18 protein-coding genes are annotated in these 18,568 nt (G+C 51.6%); 6 read left to right on the forward strand and 12 right to left on the reverse strand.

The features are described 5' to 3' along the window. Positions 1-4 precede the first annotated feature (4 nt). The 11 genes from J7395_RS02085 to mntR all read right to left on the reverse strand — a co-directional run bounded on the left by J7395_RS02085 (position 5) and on the right by mntR (position 11,167). Positions 5-1,414, reverse strand: a complete 1,410-nt coding sequence (locus tag J7395_RS02085; protein WP_209220381.1) for an ABC transporter ATP-binding protein — start codon at positions 1,412-1,414, stop codon at positions 5-7. Further along, positions 1,389-2,438 (reverse strand): hypothetical protein, encoded by a 1,050-nt coding sequence (locus J7395_RS02090; RefSeq protein ID WP_209220382.1) that lies wholly within the window; start codon positions 2,436-2,438, stop codon positions 1,389-1,391. The genes J7395_RS02085 and J7395_RS02090 overlap by 26 nt, the downstream gene beginning before the upstream one ends. Before the next feature lie 267 nt (positions 2,439-2,705). After that, the gene (locus tag J7395_RS02095; protein ID WP_209220383.1) at positions 2,706-3,452 is read right to left on the reverse strand and encodes an ABC transporter permease; all 747 of its coding nucleotides are present in this window, start codon (positions 3,450-3,452) and stop codon (positions 2,706-2,708) included. A 43-nt stretch (positions 3,453-3,495) separates the two neighbouring features. After that, entirely contained in the window at positions 3,496-4,422 is a 927-nt protein-coding gene (locus tag J7395_RS02100; RefSeq protein ID WP_348541212.1) for an NAD-dependent epimerase/dehydratase family protein, read from the reverse strand. After that, complete coding sequence (locus tag J7395_RS02105) at positions 4,364-5,590, reverse strand: class I SAM-dependent methyltransferase (protein WP_209220385.1); 1,227 nt, start codon at positions 5,588-5,590, stop codon at positions 4,364-4,366. Before J7395_RS02105 ends, J7395_RS02100 begins: the two co-directional genes overlap by 59 nt. Beyond that, a complete protein-coding gene (locus J7395_RS02110; RefSeq protein WP_209220386.1) occupies positions 5,587-6,156 on the reverse strand; it encodes a dTDP-4-dehydrorhamnose 3,5-epimerase family protein in 570 nt (189 codons plus the stop codon). The genes J7395_RS02105 and J7395_RS02110 overlap by 4 nt, the downstream gene beginning before the upstream one ends. Beyond that, positions 6,143-7,192, reverse strand: coding sequence for a CDP-glucose 4,6-dehydratase (gene rfbG / locus J7395_RS02115; RefSeq protein ID WP_209220387.1), 1,050 nt, complete (start codon positions 7,190-7,192; stop codon positions 6,143-6,145). Before rfbG ends, J7395_RS02110 begins: the two co-directional genes overlap by 14 nt. A gap of 1 nt (position 7,193) precedes the next feature. After that, on the reverse strand, positions 7,194-7,967 hold the full coding sequence (gene rfbF, locus J7395_RS02120) for a glucose-1-phosphate cytidylyltransferase (protein ID WP_209220388.1): 774 nt from the start codon (positions 7,965-7,967) through the stop codon (positions 7,194-7,196). Further along, positions 7,964-8,929 carry a GDP-L-fucose synthase gene (locus tag J7395_RS02125; RefSeq protein WP_209220389.1) on the reverse strand — a complete coding sequence of 322 codons (966 nt, stop codon included), beginning with the start codon at positions 8,927-8,929 and terminating at the stop codon, positions 7,964-7,966. The genes rfbF and J7395_RS02125 overlap by 4 nt, the downstream gene beginning before the upstream one ends. A gap of 8 nt (positions 8,930-8,937) precedes the next feature. Continuing rightward, on the reverse strand, positions 8,938-10,017 hold the full coding sequence (gene gmd, locus J7395_RS02130) for a GDP-mannose 4,6-dehydratase (RefSeq protein WP_209220390.1): 1,080 nt from the start codon (positions 10,015-10,017) through the stop codon (positions 8,938-8,940). A 721-nt stretch (positions 10,018-10,738) separates the two neighbouring features. After that, complete coding sequence (mntR, locus tag J7395_RS02135) at positions 10,739-11,167, reverse strand: manganese-binding transcriptional regulator MntR (RefSeq protein WP_209220391.1); 429 nt, start codon at positions 11,165-11,167, stop codon at positions 10,739-10,741. 142 nt (positions 11,168-11,309) lie between these two features. Here mntR and J7395_RS02140 point away from each other — a divergent pair, with 142 nt between their 5' ends. From J7395_RS02140 to J7395_RS02160, 5 genes are all read left to right on the forward strand, one after another. Further along, positions 11,310-12,284: a zinc ABC transporter substrate-binding protein gene (locus J7395_RS02140; RefSeq protein WP_209220392.1), complete on the forward strand. Its 975-nt coding sequence runs from the start codon at positions 11,310-11,312 to the stop codon at positions 12,282-12,284. 22 nt (positions 12,285-12,306) lie between these two features. Further along, a complete protein-coding gene (locus J7395_RS02145) occupies positions 12,307-13,107 on the forward strand; it encodes a metal ABC transporter ATP-binding protein (protein WP_062961090.1) in 801 nt (266 codons plus the stop codon). Between the two features lie 39 nt (positions 13,108-13,146). Then, the gene (locus tag J7395_RS02150) at positions 13,147-14,367 is read left to right on the forward strand and encodes a metal ABC transporter permease (protein WP_209220393.1); all 1,221 of its coding nucleotides are present in this window, start codon (positions 13,147-13,149) and stop codon (positions 14,365-14,367) included. Next, positions 14,364-15,314 carry a metal ABC transporter permease gene (locus tag J7395_RS02155; protein WP_209220394.1) on the forward strand — a complete coding sequence of 317 codons (951 nt, stop codon included), beginning with the start codon at positions 14,364-14,366 and terminating at the stop codon, positions 15,312-15,314. Before J7395_RS02150 ends, J7395_RS02155 begins: the two co-directional genes overlap by 4 nt. A gap of 170 nt (positions 15,315-15,484) precedes the next feature. Further along, positions 15,485-16,411 carry a hypothetical protein gene (locus J7395_RS02160; protein WP_209220395.1) on the forward strand — a complete coding sequence of 309 codons (927 nt, stop codon included), beginning with the start codon at positions 15,485-15,487 and terminating at the stop codon, positions 16,409-16,411. A 14-nt stretch (positions 16,412-16,425) separates the two neighbouring features. Here J7395_RS02160 and J7395_RS02165 read toward each other — a convergent pair whose 3' ends face one another. Then, positions 16,426-17,499 (reverse strand): siderophore-interacting protein, encoded by a 1,074-nt coding sequence (locus J7395_RS02165; RefSeq protein ID WP_209220396.1) that lies wholly within the window; start codon positions 17,497-17,499, stop codon positions 16,426-16,428. Between the two features lie 200 nt (positions 17,500-17,699). On the opposite strand from J7395_RS02165, the gene J7395_RS02170 reads away from it, so the two are divergent. Next, on the forward strand, positions 17,700-18,551 hold the full coding sequence (locus J7395_RS02170) for a GNAT family N-acetyltransferase (protein WP_209220397.1): 852 nt from the start codon (positions 17,700-17,702) through the stop codon (positions 18,549-18,551). Positions 18,552-18,568 lie beyond the last annotated feature (17 nt).

Below are 18,568 nucleotides of genomic sequence, written 5' to 3' on the forward strand. Positions count from 1 at the left end.
GAATTTAAGCCAGCTTTCTCTTTGTTGATGTTATTTTATCTTGATATACAGATACGTTTGTGCCGCTTAAACCAATCAACCCATAACGGAACCGCTCCGAAGCTACCCGCAGAACCAACACATCGTGGCGCCAAACCAATTGTTGATGCTGGAAAAAGTCCCCATCGGCGACGGCAACCGAAACGGTATAATCTCCACTAGGAAGAATTGGAAAGACGAAACGGAATACAGCTTCATACTGCCCGAAGGGCTCAAAATGTAACGGCTCTGTCTTTAAGTCGTGTAGTGTATTCTCACCAAAAATTTCAACGCCGCGATTGTTTTTGACTAAAAACCCTAAAACCGGTGACATCACTTTGGCTTTGGCACGCACACTAATAGCCAACTCCACCGCCTCGCCACCGGCGATGACACGACAGGACTCGCCAGAGGTTGAGCGAAAACTTACATCAAGTATTTCAACTTCTTCACCTCCGAACCCGCGATCAAGTTGCTGTTCTGATCCGATTTTTATCGTCGAGCCAGGCACATCAAGAGAAAGTTCCTTCATCTTGCTTCGCTCCGATGAGGGCGTTGTTTCTTGTCGACCCGCAAATTCCGGATAATCTTTTGAGAGTGTAAATTCCAGATAGGCCTCGCATACGGGACGCGCGAGCCCTCGCTGACGGACAACACCATCGTGTAACCAAATCACTTCGTCACATAGATTCTGCAATGCATTTAGGTCATGACTTACAAACAAAATTGTACCATGTTCCTTAAATGCCTTAATGTAGCGCATACATTTTTGCGAGAAAACTGCGTCTCCCACTGCCAGCGCTTCATCTACCAGCAGGATATCGGCATCCAAATGCGCAATAATGGCAAATGCCAAGCGCACAGTCATACCACTCGAATAAGTTTTGACAGGTGCCGATACCTTGTCACCTAATCCAGAAAACTCGACGATTTTATCGATTTTTTCTGCAAAAGCAGAATAAGGGATATCATACATCGTCAAATAGCTTTTGATGTTCTGCAGCCCTGTATCTTCAGGGTTGAAGCCTGCCCCCAACTCGATAATTGATGCAACACGCCCGTTTACCTGCAGCTCTCCACCAGTCGGACTAATGATCGAAGCCACCATCTTCAGTAGAGTGGATTTTCCACCGCCATTTTGACCGATGATCCCCAGTGAATAGCCTTTGCGCACGGTTAGATCGACATTGCTCAAGACATGACTGGTCTTAAAGAATCGTGGAGATCGACGCCTACGCAGAAAATAGTTAACGAAATCGACCAACCGGGACGCAGTACTGTTATGCTTGCGATATGATTTGCACAAACCTTGCGCCTGAATAACGATGGGCCGCTTGGCAGTCTCGATTTCGTTCATGCTGATTTCACTTTCAACATTCATACAGTTCATCGACATAGCCTTCTCGCACCCAAGTTTTCGAGCGCCATAGTCGCTTCATATCCGTAAATTGGCGAACATACGCAGCTACCCGTCGATCTTCCCCTAAAGTTTCAAGGTTCAGACTTAGGAAACGAGATTTGGTGACCCGTTCCATATGTTGGATCAAAAACTCAACCGTCACCAAGTCGATTTCATTCAGACCATCCTGATTGACAACCAGATCCACGCTGTTGGTCGAAATATCGGCCAATGTCCAGAATGGCTTGATATGAACGGCAGCCTTTTGCCTATCCTCGCCAAACAAACACACTTGATCAGCACCCAGTGTATTCAGCAAGAAGAACCCGGAAATCATGCCGGAAATTGGTAAATCGTAAATGCTGTAGTCCAAAGTCTTCATACGCTGAGCATAAAGCGCAAGCAAACCTAGCCCCCCGCCGACTTCCACTACTCTCCCTGCATCTGGGAGCAGATTGGCCATCATTTGCGCTGCATAAATAGCATTGATATGGCGATAGTGATAAACACCAGAGCCGACCTTAATTCCAAAGGTTGTCAAAATATTGTCTGGTGGGCTCAACGAAACACCTATTTGTGCTTCGATTTTGGCAAGAACGATTTCAGGGCTAAGCCTAATATTACTCTCGTATGGGCCGGACTCTGGATTTTCTATGCATAAGGCACCACATGCTTCCCCTAGCAAGACCAGCTTTTCCCAATAAAGTTCAGCCACTTGTCCTGTAGTCCAGTGTTGAGGAGTGTAACCGTCGATACCCAAAGTCAACCCACCGAACCAGGCATAGTCTTTACCAATTCGACTCAGATAATCGAACATTCCCCGCGTATCACCAGCCTCAATTGCCGTCTTGAGAGGCTGCATTTCCTGATCAACAATCAAGTCCCACAAATCAGACTGGGCAACAGGGATATCTGCATTTTTGGCATGTTCCTGTGCGCAGCGGTAAGCCGCTAACAAACGATCCATCAGTTCCGGATCATACTTCAATACAGGTGTTGTTTGAGTGTACTGCAATTCCATGGCCGAAGACCGTGGAATTGGTCTCGACATCAGCGGTCGCCCCTCAGAGTTGTCTTCTTGGACGTTTGAACACAACTTTCGTTTCAGCCAAGACAGTTTCATATTCACTCCAAACAATGCACCAAAAGGTTAGAACCTCTAGGATCGAAGCGATATCTTATCAAGAGATCGCGATAAAGACATCAGCAGCGTAATCAATTTCACAAAAAGTGGCGGGCAGCGGTGAGAGGTCTCGGAGATTTTTAAATCTCTGGGGAAACGGTAAATCTATTCATGCATAAACCTCATAAGCACGCGCTCAAACCAAATTCCCAGCGCTAACGAAACCACCGTCATCAAGAGAACTGGCAGCAGCGAATTTGACGAAAACGCCTGTTCCGGTTGAAACGCTCCTTCGCGGATAACATCAACAAAATGCGAAAGCGGGTTCAAATAGATAATTTGCTGGAAAGTAGATGGCAGGTGGTCGATTGGATAAAGAACAGGAGAAATAAACAGTATTCCCATGCCAAACATCGACAACACCTGCACCCAATCCTTTACCAGTGCACCAAGAACTGTCGACAGCAAAGCCAACCCCAAACAGAAAATACTGAAGGCTATGGTCGCAAGCAAGACCAGAGCAACCCCTTGCACACTGACACCGACCATCACGCAAATAACCAGATACCAGATTCCAATGGTTATCCAGAAGGGAATCAGGCTAGCCAACACGGCCCCAAGAATCAGATCAAGGACAGAAATATTAAGTTTGGTCGTAATCGGAGAATAAGAATCGTAGGCCGATCCCCCCTTCTGCAGCACATCCATCATCAACTGATACATCATCAGTCCGGGGAATAGCACAATTGCATAGCTTCCATATACCTCAGCCCCCAAAGATTCCCATCTGGCCTTGAAAATAGTAGAGAAGACCAAAGAATAGAGCAGCAACATCGCCAGCGGCGTTACAACCAACCACAGCCTTCCGATCATCGACCCCCGATAGCGGGCTCTCAGATCGTTCTTCGCCATTTGAGCAACCAACTTAAAATTAGGCATATTTAATTTTCTTGAACTAGGCACGTTTGCTACCTTTAAGCGCAGTCGCTGCTTTTAAGCCACTTCCCCAGAATGCAAGTGGCTCGTAGCTGGGTATTGGAAATTTGGCAAGATTCAAATGAACGTCGTAGTTCCAGTCGGCAATCCAGTGCTCAACCAGTTGGCGCACCGAAACAGGCTGACCTGAGCATACATTATAGATGCCATCCGCAACGTCCGCAGCGTGCAACGCAGCAATCCGATCAACGACCTCATCAATTGGCAAAAAGTCCCGGATCTGATGTCCCGCGGACATGTCAAAACTGGTATCTCCGCGTTCGTATGCTGCCCGCAACAATGTATAAAGCGATTTTTCTCCCTGTCCCTCACCATACATGTAAAACAGTCGGAGCCAACGATGAGAAAAAGGGATTTCCTGACTTAGAAACGTAAGGTAACGCTGCAGTGCAAGCTTGGCATAGCCGTAAGGGTTGGTTGGATGACAGTCCATGTCTTCATGCAATTCACCATCCCGCGCACCATATTCGAAGCAGGTCCCCGTCTGCGTCAGGCGTTCAATACCATTTTCGACCGCATTCCGGACAAACCGGATCTGTTGGACGAGTTCCGTATCGATGTGATGGCAAGACAGATAGTTTGGCAAACCTCCCCAAGCGAGGTGGATCATGTCTTTCGCCCCGGTTTCCCGAAGTGCCTCTCGGACTTTGGCTTCATCATAAATGTCAATCTGGCGACGTTCAACATGACCGGAAACGTCTAGCGTATCCATACGTGTCTTACCACGCATCCATGCATGAACCAGCCAGCCTTCTGACGCCAACTTGACACAGACTTTACTGCCAATGAACCCTGATCCACCCGTGACAATAATCGATCGAGCCATCTTACCACACACGTAACTCGGGAATGGCTCGGACAAACTTCGCCCCCCATTCCCGAACATAAGCAAGCTGGGTCTCGATCTCGTCCGCGATATTCCAAGGCAGAATGATAATGTAGTCCGGCTTGTCTTCGCGAATGCGTTCCTCTGCTACAATCGGGATGCGGGAACCTGGCATATTCCGCCCAAGCTTGCCTGGACTGCGATCAACTACATAGGGGATCATATCGCTACGCACCCCGGAGAAGTTCAGTAGCGTATTTCCCTTGGCTGCCGCACCATAGGCTGCAACCTTCTTACCTGCTTGCCGTTGTTCCAGCAGAAATTCCAGCAGATCGAATTTGATATCGCTGGTGACTGACTGGAACTTGCCGTAAGAGGCAACATCAGCGAGGCCGGCATCAAGTTCTTCCTTTTGCAATACGGGCACATTAGGCCCTTGCGGCCGCTGTCCCGTGTCGCTTCGCTGCAGATATACGCGCAGACTACCACCATGGGTTGTTAATTTTTCGACATCGAAAACCGTCAGCCCGGCTGCACGACTGATCGTCTCGACGGCCAGCAGGCTGAGGTACGAGTAATGCTCATGATAGATCGTATCAAACTGGTTGAACTTGATCAGTTGCAGCAGATGTGGAAATTCGAAAGTAGCCACGCCATCTTCTGCCAGCAACTGCGTCACACCTTTGAGGAAGTCATTGATATCGGGAACATGCGCCAAGACATTATTGCCGATAATCAGGTCCGCCTGACGTCCCTGTTCGACCAACTGCCCTGCCAGTTTTGTTCCGAAGAAATCTGAAATGACCTCGATCCCTTTGGCGCGCGCAGCTTCGGCTGTGCTTTGGGTCGGCTCGACACCCAAGCAAGGAATCCCTAGCTCTTTCACATATTGCAGCAAATAACCGTCATTGGAGGCCAACTCTACCACCAAAGAGGAGGCGTCCAGCTCCAGCCGCTGGGATATCATATTCACATATGCTTCACAATGCTTCAGCCAAGAAGCACTTGTTGCACTGAAATAGCCGTAATCAGTGACAAACAACTCATCCGGCACGTGAAAATCCTGTGTCTGAACCAAGAAGCACTTGCCACATACATAGGTCCGCAACGGGGCCCAAATCTCCGCTGCATCAAGCTGTTCATCGCTCAAGTAAGCGTTCGAGGGAGGAGAGCAGGCCAAATCGCAGAAGGGTTGCGTCACTTCGCTGTTACAATGACGGCACTTCATGGTACTATTCCTTCAAAATCATTTTTTATTGCCGGATGATTCCGATCACGTTCTGACATCTGGCTGATCTCCAGTGGCCATGCTATTGCAAGAGCTGGATCAAGCGGTTGAAGCCCGCGCTCGTGCTCTGGATCGTAATAATTGTCGTGTAGGTACAGGAGTTCCGTATCTGGCTTCAAAGTCTGGAACCCATGTGCAAAGCCATGCGGGACATATAAAGCACTGTCGTCATCTGATGACAATGAAACCGCGACATGTTGAAGAAAAGTGGGAGATCCCTCTCGGATATCCACAATTACATCCAAAATCGCTCCACGCAGGCAGGTAACAATTTTTGCCTCGACACTTGGGATATTCTGATAATGCATCCCTCGAACAACACCAACGGCACGAGTCATTGTACGATTGATTTGGGCGATTGCTCCAAAGCCAACATGTTCAGCCAACTCTCGACCACAGAACATGCGCTCGAGAAAACCTCTTTCATCTCCCAATTTCTTGCGGGTGATTCTGAAAGTTCCCTCCAAGTGCAGTGCTTCGAAGCTGAAACGCTCAGCACTTTGCATTATAAGCCTCTATCTGTGACTTTGTAAGCGCAAGTGCCCGGCCATTATGCCACCCATTATGCCAGTCTAGGCAAAAATCCAGCGCCCGTTCAACGGAAAGACGACCAGACCAACCGAGTTCTGCCTTTGCTTTGGAACTGTCAAGTTTCAGCAGCTTAGCCTCTCTGTCATTCGCAGCCGTCTCATACACGACTTCGACAGGAGCGCGGTCAGCCAAATAGTCGATCATTGAGCCGACAGGCCTGCAATCCTCGTCACGCGGGCCGAAATTCCATTCACCGGAGTATTTCGAAGGTGCCTGATACAACTGCTCTGCCAGATTCAGATAACCAGATACCGGTTCAAGCACATGCTGCCAAGGACGAATAGACGACGGGTTGCGGATCCGAAGAGCTTGTCCTGCGTCCAGTGCTCGGAAGAAATCTGGTACTAGTCTATCAGCAGCCCAATCTCCCCCACCAATCACATTCCCTGCTCGGACACTAGCCAAGCCAACTTCCTGAGCTTTGAAGTAACTAAGATAAAATGACTGCGCGCACAGGTCAGCACAAGATTTGGAGCTTGAGTAAGGGTCCTTGCCACCAAGCACATCTCCTTCGCGATAGGGCCAAATCCACTCCAAATTGCGATACACCTTGTCAGTGGTCACATTTATGATGGCTCTAATCGAAGGCGTTTCCTTGGCAGCCTGAAGCACATTCGCGGTACCAACAACGTTCACAGCAAACGTTTCTGCAGGGTTCACCAGTCCGTAAAGTACTATCGGTTGTGCCGCCATATGGATCAGAATATCGGGTTGCGCATCCGTCATGATGGAACGCATTTCCTGAAGGTCACGGATATCGGAGCGCCATTCCCGCTCGAACAGTGATTGAACGTCGCAGGCCATAAAAAAATCAGGATCTGACACCCGATCAATAGAAACTCCGAACAGACGAGCCCCCATGGCATGCAACCACACTGACATCCATCCACCCTTAAAGCCAGTATGGCCGGTCAACAAAACCTTTTTGCCGTTCCAGAAATCCCCGTTCATCTCACCACACTTTCCACGGTGCTTTGCCAGTGGACCAAAGCTCTTCCAAGTGGTTTTTATCTCGCAACGTATCCATACACTGCCAAAAACCACTGTGCTGGAATGCTTTTAATTCCCCCGCTGCCGCCAATCTCTCCAGAGGCCGCTGCTCCCAAGTGGTTTCGTCACCTTCAATCAAATCAATAACCTTGGGAGAAAGCACAAAGAAACCGCCATTGATCATTCCCCCATCCCCCATCGGCTTTTCCTTAAAGGAGCTTATCCGTTGATCCGCTTCAATATCCAGAGCTCCAAAACGGCCAGGAGGAAATGTTGCGGTCAGGGTGCCTTGCAGTCCATGTTCACGATGGAACTCAATAAGTTTTGAGATATTCACATCGCTCACACCGTCTCCGTATGTAAGGCAAAACTCACTCTCATCTTTGAGATATGGCGCCACCCGCTTGAGCCGACCACCAGTCATAGTATTTTCACCGGTATCCACAACAGTGACTGTCCAAGGTTCCGCGTTGTTTTGATGCACCTGCATACTATTGTCCCTCATGGAGAACGTAACGTCCGACATATGAAGGAAGTAGTTCGCGAAATACTCCTTGATCACATAGCCCTTGTATCCACAACAAATAATGAATTCATTTACGCCATGTGCGGAATACATTTTCATAATATGCCAAAGGATCGGTCGATATCCGATTTCGACCATCGGCTTCGGTTTAATATCTGTTTCTTCGGAAAGGCGAGTCCCAAGGCCACCAGCAAGAATTACCGCTTTCAATGACTTTTCTCCTTGAATTCCTGATATGCACGAACAAGCCCGTCTTTGAATTCCACCTCTGGCTTCCAGCCAAAGTCTTCAAGTCGCTGGCTATCCATTAATTTACGGGGAGTGCCATCAGGTTTAGTCAGGTCGAATTCGAGACGACCGTTGTAACCGACCACTTCTTTAATAGACTCTGCTAGCTCTCTAATGGTCACATCGACCCCAGTACCAACATTAATGTGACTGCACATGGGCTCTGTTTGGCGCTTGTAGATCGCTTTACTGAGATTCATCACATGAACACACGCCCGTGCCATATCATCAACATATAAAAATTCCCGCTTTGGCGTTCCGCTTCCCCAGATGACGACACTGGGCGCGTTACTCACCTTTGCTTCATGGAAGCGGCGGATCAAAGCTGGAATGACATGGCTATTTTCCGGATGATAATTGTCACCTGGACCATAGAGATTGGTCGGCATTACACTGCGATAATCCAACCCATGACTATCACCATATTGACGATTGTAACTCTCGCAGAGCTTGATACCTGCAATCTTGGCAATTGCGTAAGGTTCGTTGGTTGGCTCAAGAGGCCCGGTCAACAGGTCATCTTCGCGCATAGGTTGTTTGGAAAGTCTGGGATAGATGCAGCTTGAGCCAAGAAACAGCAATTTTTTCACCCCGCCACGAAAAGCGGCGTCGATGACATTCGCCTCTATCATAAGGTTTTCGTATATAAATTCGGCCGGGTAAGTGTTGTTGGCATGAATACCACCAACTTTCGCAGCAGCCATATAAACCTCATCAGGCGCTTCTTGCTCAAAGAACGTACGGACCTTTTCCTGATCGGTAAGGTCCAGTTCCGAGCGCGTACGGGTGATGATTTGTGCACCATCTCGTGCTTGCAATGCCCGCACGATAGCCGAACCAACCATTCCCCGATGACCGGCAACGTATATTTTTGGTTTATTCAAGGCCGCACTCACTCGTGACGATTCATAGGAGTATAGCCGTGACGCTTGATCAATTCGTCACGTTCTGCAGATTTCAAATCTTCCCGTACCATCTCCGCGACCAGTTCGTCGAACGTGATCTTCGGAGCCCAACCGAGCTTTTCCTTAGCCTTGGACGGATCTCCCAGCAAAGTCTCTACCTCTGTTGGACGGAAATAGCGAGGGTCGACTTTCACAATCTCTTTGCCCCCCAAAACTCCAATCTCATCCGCACCGTTGCCTCGCCAGCTAATAGTCATACCCAGTTCTTTAGCTGCAGCGTTAACAAAATCCCTTACCGAATACTGCCGACCGGTGGCGATAACAAAGTCCTCGGGTTTTTCCTGCTGCAACATCAGCCACTGCATTTCGATATAGTCTTTGGCATGCCCCCAGTCACGCTTCGCATCTAAGTTACCGAGATAGAGACAATCTTGAAGCCCAAGCTTAATTCGTGCGAGTGCTCTGGTGATCTTACGGGTGACAAAGGTTTCCCCCCGTATCGGCGATTCATGATTAAAGAGAATGCCATTACAAGCATAGATGCCGTAGGCTTCGCGGTAGTTGATAGTGATCCAGTAGGCGTAAAGCTTTGCAACAGCGTAAGGGCTACGCGGATAAAATGGTGTAGTTTCTTTCTGCGGCACTTCCTGCACCAAGCCAAAAAGCTCAGAAGTTGAAGCTTGATAGAAACGGGTTTTCGTTTCGAAGCCCAGAATGCGGATTGCCTCAAGAATTCGGAGCGCTCCAAGCGCATCGGAGTTTGCAGTATACTCTGGCTCTTCAAATGACACAGCGACATGCGACTGCGCGGCAAGATTGAAAATCTCGTCCGGCTGAACTTGTTGAATGATGCGGATCAGCGAGCTGGAGTCAGTCAAATCCCCATGATGCAGGATGAACCGTCTATCAGCGTCATGAGGATCCTGATAAAGATGATCGATCCGATCAGTATTAAATAAAGAGGTTCGACGTTTTATACCATGGACCTCATATCCCTTCTCAAGGAGAAACTCAGCGAGATAGGCACCGTCTTGGCCAGTAACACCAGTAATTAGGGCTTTTTTCATCTATTCATAATTCTCTTTAATGGTGATGACCCTTGAGTGACCGTAACAGTTTTGAACACTCAGCATCATCTTATCTAAGATTAACGGCCAGATTGCACTTCAATCACTTCAACAAAATCGTGCCAGAGCCCTGAGACGAAATTTTGTCCCAATTCGGATATAAGTTGGTGGATTGTCAGAGGGCATGAAAGTTTTTTTTCTCCGCGAGCAACAGCCCCCCCTTTCCGTAACCTCAAAAGCGCACCATCGCTTCTGTAAAGAAAGCACGCTGCACAAAATACTTAGTCATCAATGAGCCAGAACACCGTCTTAAGTATTAAAGATCAAACTATCTTGAAACCTGTAACCCACACAAAATTCCTACCGAGACTCCAACCAAGCAACACCCGAATATCGCAAGACAGCTGCCAGGACAATACCTGTTACCCAATTGAAGAGGCTTTTCTTCAAATGAAGCGCGATCAATAGCTCAAAGCTCTGCTTACAGCCCATAAACTTTCTCATTTACAACCTCATATTCCAACCTCTTTCGCTTGAGAAACCGTCCATAAGAAGTACCCTCTCGCAATCATTCTAGAATTAGCATCAAAAAAAGATTTAAAATACAGTACTGAAAATAAAATCCTCACAAAACCGAAATCACAAAGTAAATCATTAGCTACTTGCAAAGAAAAACATCATCACGAAAATAAATTCAACCTACAATTCATATATCAGAAAATTATCGACAACTAAAATTAGAGAATACCCTCAACGTCTCCTCACTCACATGATGCTCGATCCCCTCGGCATCGAATTCTGCGATGGCGGGATCGACGCCTAGGGCGATCAGGAAATTATAGACGATCTCGTGGCGTTTGCGGCATTTCTCAGCGAGCTCTTTACCCCGATCAGTCAGAAAAATCGAGCGGTATGGGCGTGATGTGACAAAGCCGTCACGCTCAAGGCGCTTGATCGTATTGTTGACCGTCGCCGCTGTTACGCCAAATCGTTCAGCAAGGGCGACGGATCGCGCTTCGCCTTCTTCTTCAATCAGATCGGCGATCATTTCGACGTAATCCTCGGTTACTTCGCGCGCATGGGCGTCGCGCAGTTGCGCGAAAACTTCGGCCTTGTTGTGTCGCGGATGACGCGCGCCTGTATCGCCCATCGATATCTCCTTTAAAATCCCCAAAGCCTTCATATCAACACAGCACACAAAAATCAATTTAGCCTTGACTAACTTTAAAAGTCCGCACATAAATAGGGGATATTAACAGACTGATTTTAACTTGCATCACAGGATCCCTCACATGTCGCTTCGCCGCATCGTTCGGAATTTCGGTTTTGCCCTTGCTGCCGTCTGTAGCTTTGTTGCCGCCTCAGTGACAGATGTGTCGGCCAAGCCGATTGATGTTGTCGCCACAACTTCCATGATCGCGGATGCAGCCCGCCAGGTTGCAGGCGACCGCGCCAAGGTCACAGCCCTGATGGGTCCCGGGGTTGACCCGCATTCCTATCGCCAGACACGCAGCGACATCGCCGCCATGGCGCGCGCCGATCTGGTTTTGTGGCATGGCCTTTATCTTGAAGCGCAGCTTGAGGAATTCTTCCTTGATCTGGAAAAGCGCCGCAATGTCGTTGCCGTCGGTGAAGCGATTGATAAATCGAAACTTCTGAGTCACGCCGAATATAAAGGTCGTTATGACCCGCATGTCTGGATGGATCCGAAATTGTGGGAAACCGTGGTTCTGGCGGTGCGTGATGCGCTGATCAAGACCGACCCCGAGGGCGAGGCCACCTATCGCGCCAATGCCGACAAGCATATTGCCGATATCGAAAAGCTGATTACCTACATGCAATCGGTCACAAAAACCGTGCCGGAGAAAAGCCGTGTGCTTTTGACCGCGCATGACGCGTTCAACTATTTCGGGCGCGGTTATGATTTTGAGGTTATGGGCATTCAGGGCATTTCAACGGAGTCCGAAGCCGGTCTGCGCCGGGTCGAGGAACTGGTCGACACCATAGTTGATCGCAACATCGCCGCGGTCTTTGTTGAAAGTTCCGTGCCGGAGCGTAATGTACGTGCCCTGATAGAGGGTGCTGCCGCGCGCGGGCAGAAAGTTGAAATCGGCGGCACACTATTTTCCGATGCCATGGGGGAGCCCGGGACGTATGAAGGCACCTATATCGGCATGATCGACCATAATGCGACCCTGATTACCCGTGCGCTTGGCGGCGATGCCCCGGCCACCGGGATGCAGGGCAAACTGGCCGCCGGCTCCTGAGCCGTGCTCCGAAGGAACTGTCATGAGCAACGCAGAACTGATTGCAGAAGCCGGAAAGATCGTTGATGTCGCAGCCAAGGACGCACCACTGACGGTGCGTGGCCTTACGGTATCCTATGGCAACAAACCGGCGGTTTTTTCCGTCGATGCCTCTATCCCGGCGGGTTCCATGACCGCGATTATCGGGCCGAACGGGGCGGGTAAATCGACCTTTCTCAAAGGGACGCTTGGCGTTATCCCCCGACTGTCTGGCGAAATCCGTATTTTCGGCAAACCATTTCATGAGGCCCGGGACCGGGTGGCCTATGTCCCCCAACGCGCCAGTGTGGACTGGGACTTTCCCGCCCGCGTCATCGATGTTGTCCTGATGGGGCTTTATGGCTCGGTCGGGCTGTTTCGGTTCTGGCGCGCACGCCACCGCGAACAGGCCATGGAATGTCTTGATCGCGTCGGCATGGCCGATTTCGCCACCCGGCAGATCGGGCAGCTTTCCGGCGGTCAGCAGCAACGCGTATTCCTTGCGCGCGCACTGGCACAGAATGCCGAATTTTACCTGCTGGACGAACCATTTGCCGGGGTCGATGCCGCAACCGAACGCGCCATTGTCGCCGTGCTGAAGGATCTGAAATCCGAAGGCCGAACCGTTGTTTGCGTGCATCATGACCTTTCGACCGTTGCCGAGTATTTTGACCGCGTGCTTCTGATCAATGTGCGCCGTATCGCCGAAGGCCCGGTCGACACCACCTTTACCGCCGCCAATTTGCAGGAAACCTATGGCGGGCGACTGGCGACCACGCATATCGATGAATTGCGTCTTGCCTGATCACACGCCCGTCCCGGCAAAGCCATCGGAACCCTTAAGATGAGTTTTCTTGATTACTTCATAAGCGCCCTGTTCCTGCAGGCCGGATATAACAGTGCCCTTGTCGCGATTGGTGCCGGGTTGCTTGGCCTTGCCGGGGGTGGCGCCGGTGCGTTCATTTTCCTGCGCAAACGCGCCCTTGTTTCCGATGCGATCAGTCACGCCACCCTGCCTGGTGTCGGCATTGCCTTCATGTTGATGGTGGCCTTTGGCGGAGATGGGCGCTGGTTGCCCGGCCTGATCATCGGATCAGCAATTTCATCAGGCATCGGTCTTTTGATGGTCGAATGGATCACGCGTCAGACCCGCCTGACCGAGGATGCCGCAATCGGGGCGGTTCTGTCGGTGTTTTTCGGGCTTGGCATTGTTCTTCTGACGATTATTCAAACCATGTCGTCGGGACGTCAGGCCGGGCTTGAAAACTTCCTGCTGGGCTCGACCGCCGGCATGCTGATCAGCGAGGCGACCACAATCGCCATCGCCGGAGCCCTTGCCACCACCTTTGTTTTCATGCTGCGCCGTCCGATGACGCTGGTGGCGTTTGATCCGGAATATGCTGCAACAACCGGCATCAATGTCCGTCATATTGATCTGGCCATGATGGGGCTGGCGCTGATTGTCACCGTGATCGGGCTCAAGATTGTCGGGCTGATCCTGATTGTTGCCCTGCTGATCATTCCGCCAGTCACGGCACGGTTCTGGACCAATCAGGTCGGACCGATGATCGGCATCGCAGCCGCCATTGGCGGGCTTGCAGGTTATGTCGGTGCGGTGCTGTCGGCGGCTGTAACATCCCTTCCGACCGGCCCGATCATTGTTCTGGTGGCTTTCGGGTTCTTTGTCATCTCTGCCCTGTTTTCACCACTTCGTGGCGGTCTGGCGTCGGCGCTGCGTCACTGGCGGTTCCAGCGACGCGTGCACCGTCGGCAGGGGCTTCTGGCACTGGCACGGCGCGAACCGATCTATGACGGATTTACCCTTCGCATCCTTCGTCATTCCGGCATGATCCGGCGTGACGGTGTGGCGACATTGCGCGGTAAAACCGCATCGCAAAAAGCCGCCCGGGACGAAGCGCGCTGGGCGATGGCGCGGCGCATCCTGCCCGATGATTCCGCCATCGAACGTTATGATGGACTGACCCCGATTGAAGACATGATGACACAGGATCAGATCGATGAAATCGACCGTGTGATTTCCGAACAGACTGGAGCCCCCGCATGATCGACAATCTGATTACCGCCCTAGGTGCTGAATTCGTGCAGCTTAGCCTGACGCCGATTGTGATCGGTATTCTGGGCGCGGTTGCCTGCGCACTGCCCGGCAACTTCCTGTTGCTGCGTCGTCAGGCCCTGATCGGGGATGCGATCAGTCACGTGGTTTTGCCCGGGATTGTTGCGGCCTTTCTGGTCACCGGCACCATTACGGCGGTCCCGATGATGATCGGGGCCGGTTGTGCGGCAATCGTTGCCGTCATCCTGATTGAAATCGTCAAACGGCTGGGCCGGGTTGAACCGGGCGCGGCCATGGGGCTGGTTTTCACCACCCTGTTTGCCGCTGGTGTCCTGTTTCTGGAAATGACAGACACCAGTTCGGTGCATATCGATGTGCAGCACGCGCTTTTGGGGAATCTTGAAAGCCTGATCTGGTTTGATGCCGAGGGCTGGCAATCGTTGCTTGACCCGGTGGCACTGGCGACCCTGCCACCGCAATTGCCACGTCTGGCGGTCGTTCTTGTGGGGATCGTGCTGTTCATCACGCTGTTCTGGAAAGAACTGAAAATATCGACCTTTGATGCTGCCTTTGCCGAGGCGATCGGCATTCGCACCCGTGTTCTTGGATTTGCACTTGTCGTGGTAACGGCGATTGCCGCGGTTGCGGCCTTTGACGCGGTCGGATCGATCATTGTGATTGCGATGTTTGTCTGCCCGCCCGCCGCCGCCCGCCTGATGACCAATCAGCTTGGCCGGCAGATCGGCTGGAGCGTCGCATTTGCCGTGATCTCGGCAATTCTGGGTTATGTCTTTGCCGGATATGGCCCCGGCTGGTTCGGGTCGCCCTATGCGGTCAGTGCGGCTGGCATGATCGCCACGATTTCCGGTATTATCCTGCTACTCGCCTGCCTGTTCGGGCCACAGCGCAAACGTACCGGCCAGCGCGCCGAAGCGTAAAGGAGGTCTGCCTACCAATGACAAAACTGACAGGATCAACACTTGATCTTAAACGGGCATCGCGCCGGTTGGCCAAAATCCGCCGCGCGATAGCTGCGGCCCGCAAACTGGGATAGGGCGCGAGACCGGATCAGTTTGACCTCGCCCCCGGTCTGCCAAAACTGCATACTATGGGTATGGTGAAACTCGCATCCTGTCGCTATCTGCCGCTTCTGATCATTTACTGCCTGCTATCGGGCATGGCGGGCGGCGGGGTTTTACCTGCAAAAGCGCAGGATGTAAGAACGCTTGCCGATATTGAACGCGATCTTAACCGTTATGAAAAGGTCGCCCTGCACAGTTTTGCTGACCGCGACGCCTTTCTGTCGATCATTGATCAGACCCTTGGCCTTGATAACATCAAGGGTGCCGATTTGCTGTTTGCCAAACTTCCACGGTCACCCTTTACCGTATCGGGACGCCGCGGCAACAATCAGGCAGTACCGTGCCAGATTTTCATTCCAGCCAAGATCGCACCGGGTAGCGGTACTGAAATATTCGCTGAACTGATGCGCGGCTGGTTTGGCGATCAGCTTCACTACGCCAGCAGCGCTAATCTGACCTATGACTGGTTGATGCGCCACGAAGTGCGCCATTGCGATCCGTCACATTTTGGCGATGGCGGCGACAAGGAACGTGATAACGAAATAGAAGCCGATCTTTTCGCGCTGAACGTCATCACCGATCCGGTTATTCGTCAGAAGCTGGCGCAGGATGCGCTGGCATTTCGCATGATCACCGCGACCCTGTTTGCCAGCAGCAGCCATATGACCGGCCTGTCACTGAAACGTACACTGCATGACACACAATCTGGAAACGATCCGACGGCTGCCAACGAAATCGCGGCCTTTCTTGCGGCACGTCAACAAGTGTTCGATCACGCCAAAGCCATCGCAACCGGTGCCGGTCCGACCAATCAGGATATTATCCGCGCCGTAATCGAACTGGCCAACAAGCCACAAAGCAATTCGCTGGTTGCGGAAATTCTGGTCGATCTTGATAAGGCCATCGCCCATTTCGCACCCGAACTGCACGACCGGAACAAATCAGTCCAATAGCACCTGAACTAAGATCAGGCCGTCTTGCGCCAGAAGGTCATGGCGAGACACTGATCGCGATCAAGGCCGGCTTCCTTGCGCCACATCTGATGGATGGATTTATAGCTCGCCTGCTCCACCCCGGCCCAGCAATAGACACGGGTTGCATCCCTGGGAACTTCGATGCGGCTGACCGCATCGCGGATCGGGCTGGCATCAGATGATGGATGCAGATCCCGGCATACCCATTCAATCGCGATCCGGCTTTTGGTTGCAAGGTCAATGATATCGGCCGAGGTTTCCACCTCGATCACCGCATGACCGCTGGCATGTTCAGGCAGTTCTTCAAGATAACGGCCAATCGCCGGAAGGGCTGTTTCGTCCCCGGCAAACAGGAACCAGTCGGCATCGGGTAATTCCCCGCCCAGCGGCCCGGTCATGCCGATCCGGTCACCCGGTTGCGCATTAAGCGCAAAGGCCGAACCGGGTCCATTATCGCCATGCATGACAAAGTCGACTTCGATCCATCCTGCCGTGGTATCAATCCTTCGGATAGTATAAACCCGCGGCGCTACAGCATTCTCGCCTTCGGGCCAGATCACCATGCCATTGGGTGCCAAGGTCGGCCATTGCGGCTCGACCACACCACGCGGCGGGATCAAAAGGCGCATGTGAATGCCATCGCCGTCGTAAAATTCCAGATCATCGCCCGCAAGCCGCAACCGCCGCATATGCGATGACAGGTCCGTCACCCCGATGACGCGAAGTTCGCGGAAGTTCGGTAGCTTGCCGTTGCTTTCCCCTGCACCCTTCCAGCGACAGTCAAGATCGGCTTCAGGCACGATGCTTTGCAGGATGGCGATGAGTGCTGCCTTCATCTGGGCGACACCGGCCTCGCTTTTTGATCCGACTTCGATATCAAGGTGCTTTTCACCGGGCCGCAAAATCAGATGCCCGACCGACAGGGAAATCGTCGCTCCGTTGTCATCATTCGTCACATCGCAGTCGTGTTCGGCATAATAGGCCGCAACCGCATTTGCGGCATCAGCACTGCCGGACAGCACGACACGGGTTTTGGCAATCAGGGGGCTATCGGTTTTTACAGACATAAGGTGGCTTTCGGTGGCGATGACGGGCGGCATGAAGTCGCGTTATATTGATAATAAAACTGATAGGCATTCTCAATAAAATTATTGTCATTACAATCGCGGGCTCATGTTACATCATGGCCCAAACCGTACCGGTCAGATGATGCGTCAACGCATGAATGGCTGGAAGTCCATGATCCACAAAGACGAAATAGCACGCCATGACCGATAAAATCCGCCGCCTGAAATCCTTTGAATTTGCCACTGCCGTTGACTGGGCCGCTCAGGAAGGCTGGAATCCGGGATTCTCGGATGCGGATGCGTTTTTCAATACCGATCCGCTGGGATTCTGGGGCGCGTTTGACAAGCAGGGACTGGCAGCCGTGATTTCAGCCGTGCATTACAATTCGGATTACGGATTTGTCGGCTTTTACATCTGCCGCCCGGATCGCCGCGGCGAAGGTCTCGGTTTCCGTCTTTGGGAAACCGTGCTGAGCGAGGCGGTTGCCAAGACAATCGGTCTTGATGGCGTTGTCGATCAGCAGGAGAACTATCGCAAATCCGGCTTTGAGTTGGCCCATCGCAATTTGCGTTTTGGTGGTGTGGTAAGCGTATCAACCCCGCAAACCGATGATCTTTTTGAACTTCTGATCAATGATATCGCGATCATTGACGCGTTCGAACAGACCTGCAACCTGTTCCCCGAAAGCCGGATAGAGTTTCTGCGCGGCTGGATTTCGGGGGAAAAACATACCGCATTGGCCCTTCGCGGGCCGATGGGTTTACGCGGCTATGGCGTGATCCGGCCGTGCCGTACCGGGCATAAGGTCGGGCCGCTTTTTGCCGACAATATCGACGATGCCCACGGCCTGTTCAACGCCCTGCTCGCCACCCGCAAGGATCAGGACCAGCCGGTCTATCTTGATATTCCCGATGGTAATGAGGCTGCACGTGCGCTGGTTGAAGAACACGGCATGCAGGCCGAATTTGAAACCGCGCGCATGTATCGCGGCAAAACCCCCGAACTGAACCTTGGAATGACGTTTGGCATTACATCGTTTGAATTAGGCTGACTATCCTTGCCGGTGGG

The sequence above is a fragment of the Thalassospira sp. A3_1 genome (assembly GCF_017744215.1).
In the GTDB taxonomy this organism is placed as follows: domain Bacteria; phylum Pseudomonadota; class Alphaproteobacteria; order Rhodospirillales; family Thalassospiraceae; genus Thalassospira; species Thalassospira lucentensis_A.

Bases quoted from the DNA above. Each gene is read 5' to 3' on its own strand.
- J7395_RS02085 (WP_209220381.1), bottom strand. From the start codon at position 1,414: ATGTCGATGAACTGTATGAATGTTGAAAGTGAAATCAGCATGAACGAA.
- J7395_RS02090 (WP_209220382.1), bottom strand. From the start codon at position 2,438: ATGGAATTGCAGTACACTCAAACAACACCTGTATTGAAGTATGATCCG.
- J7395_RS02095 (WP_209220383.1), bottom strand. From the start codon at position 3,452: ATGGCGAAGAACGATCTGAGAGCCCGCTATCGGGGGTCGATGATCGGA.
- J7395_RS02100 (WP_348541212.1), bottom strand. From the start codon at position 4,422: ATGTTCGGGAATGGGGGGCGAAGTTTGTCCGAGCCATTCCCGAGTTAC.
- J7395_RS02105 (WP_209220385.1), bottom strand. From the start codon at position 5,590: ATGAAGTGCCGTCATTGTAACAGCGAAGTGACGCAACCCTTCTGCGAT.
- J7395_RS02110 (WP_209220386.1), bottom strand. From the start codon at position 6,156: ATGCAAAGTGCTGAGCGTTTCAGCTTCGAAGCACTGCACTTGGAGGGA.
- rfbG (WP_209220387.1), bottom strand. From the start codon at position 7,192: ATGAACGGGGATTTCTGGAACGGCAAAAAGGTTTTGTTGACCGGCCAT.
- gmd (WP_209220390.1), bottom strand. From the start codon at position 10,017: ATGAAAAAAGCCCTAATTACTGGTGTTACTGGCCAAGACGGTGCCTAT.
- mntR (WP_209220391.1), bottom strand. From the start codon at position 11,167: ATGGGCGATACAGGCGCGCGTCATCCGCGACACAACAAGGCCGAAGTT.
- J7395_RS02140 (WP_209220392.1), top strand. From the start codon at position 11,310: ATGTCGCTTCGCCGCATCGTTCGGAATTTCGGTTTTGCCCTTGCTGCC.
- J7395_RS02145 (WP_062961090.1), top strand. From the start codon at position 12,307: ATGAGCAACGCAGAACTGATTGCAGAAGCCGGAAAGATCGTTGATGTC.
- J7395_RS02150 (WP_209220393.1), top strand. From the start codon at position 13,147: ATGAGTTTTCTTGATTACTTCATAAGCGCCCTGTTCCTGCAGGCCGGA.
- J7395_RS02155 (WP_209220394.1), top strand. From the start codon at position 14,364: ATGATCGACAATCTGATTACCGCCCTAGGTGCTGAATTCGTGCAGCTT.
- J7395_RS02160 (WP_209220395.1), top strand. From the start codon at position 15,485: ATGGGTATGGTGAAACTCGCATCCTGTCGCTATCTGCCGCTTCTGATC.
- J7395_RS02165 (WP_209220396.1), bottom strand. From the start codon at position 17,499: ATGTCTGTAAAAACCGATAGCCCCCTGATTGCCAAAACCCGTGTCGTG.
- J7395_RS02170 (WP_209220397.1), top strand. From the start codon at position 17,700: ATGACCGATAAAATCCGCCGCCTGAAATCCTTTGAATTTGCCACTGCC.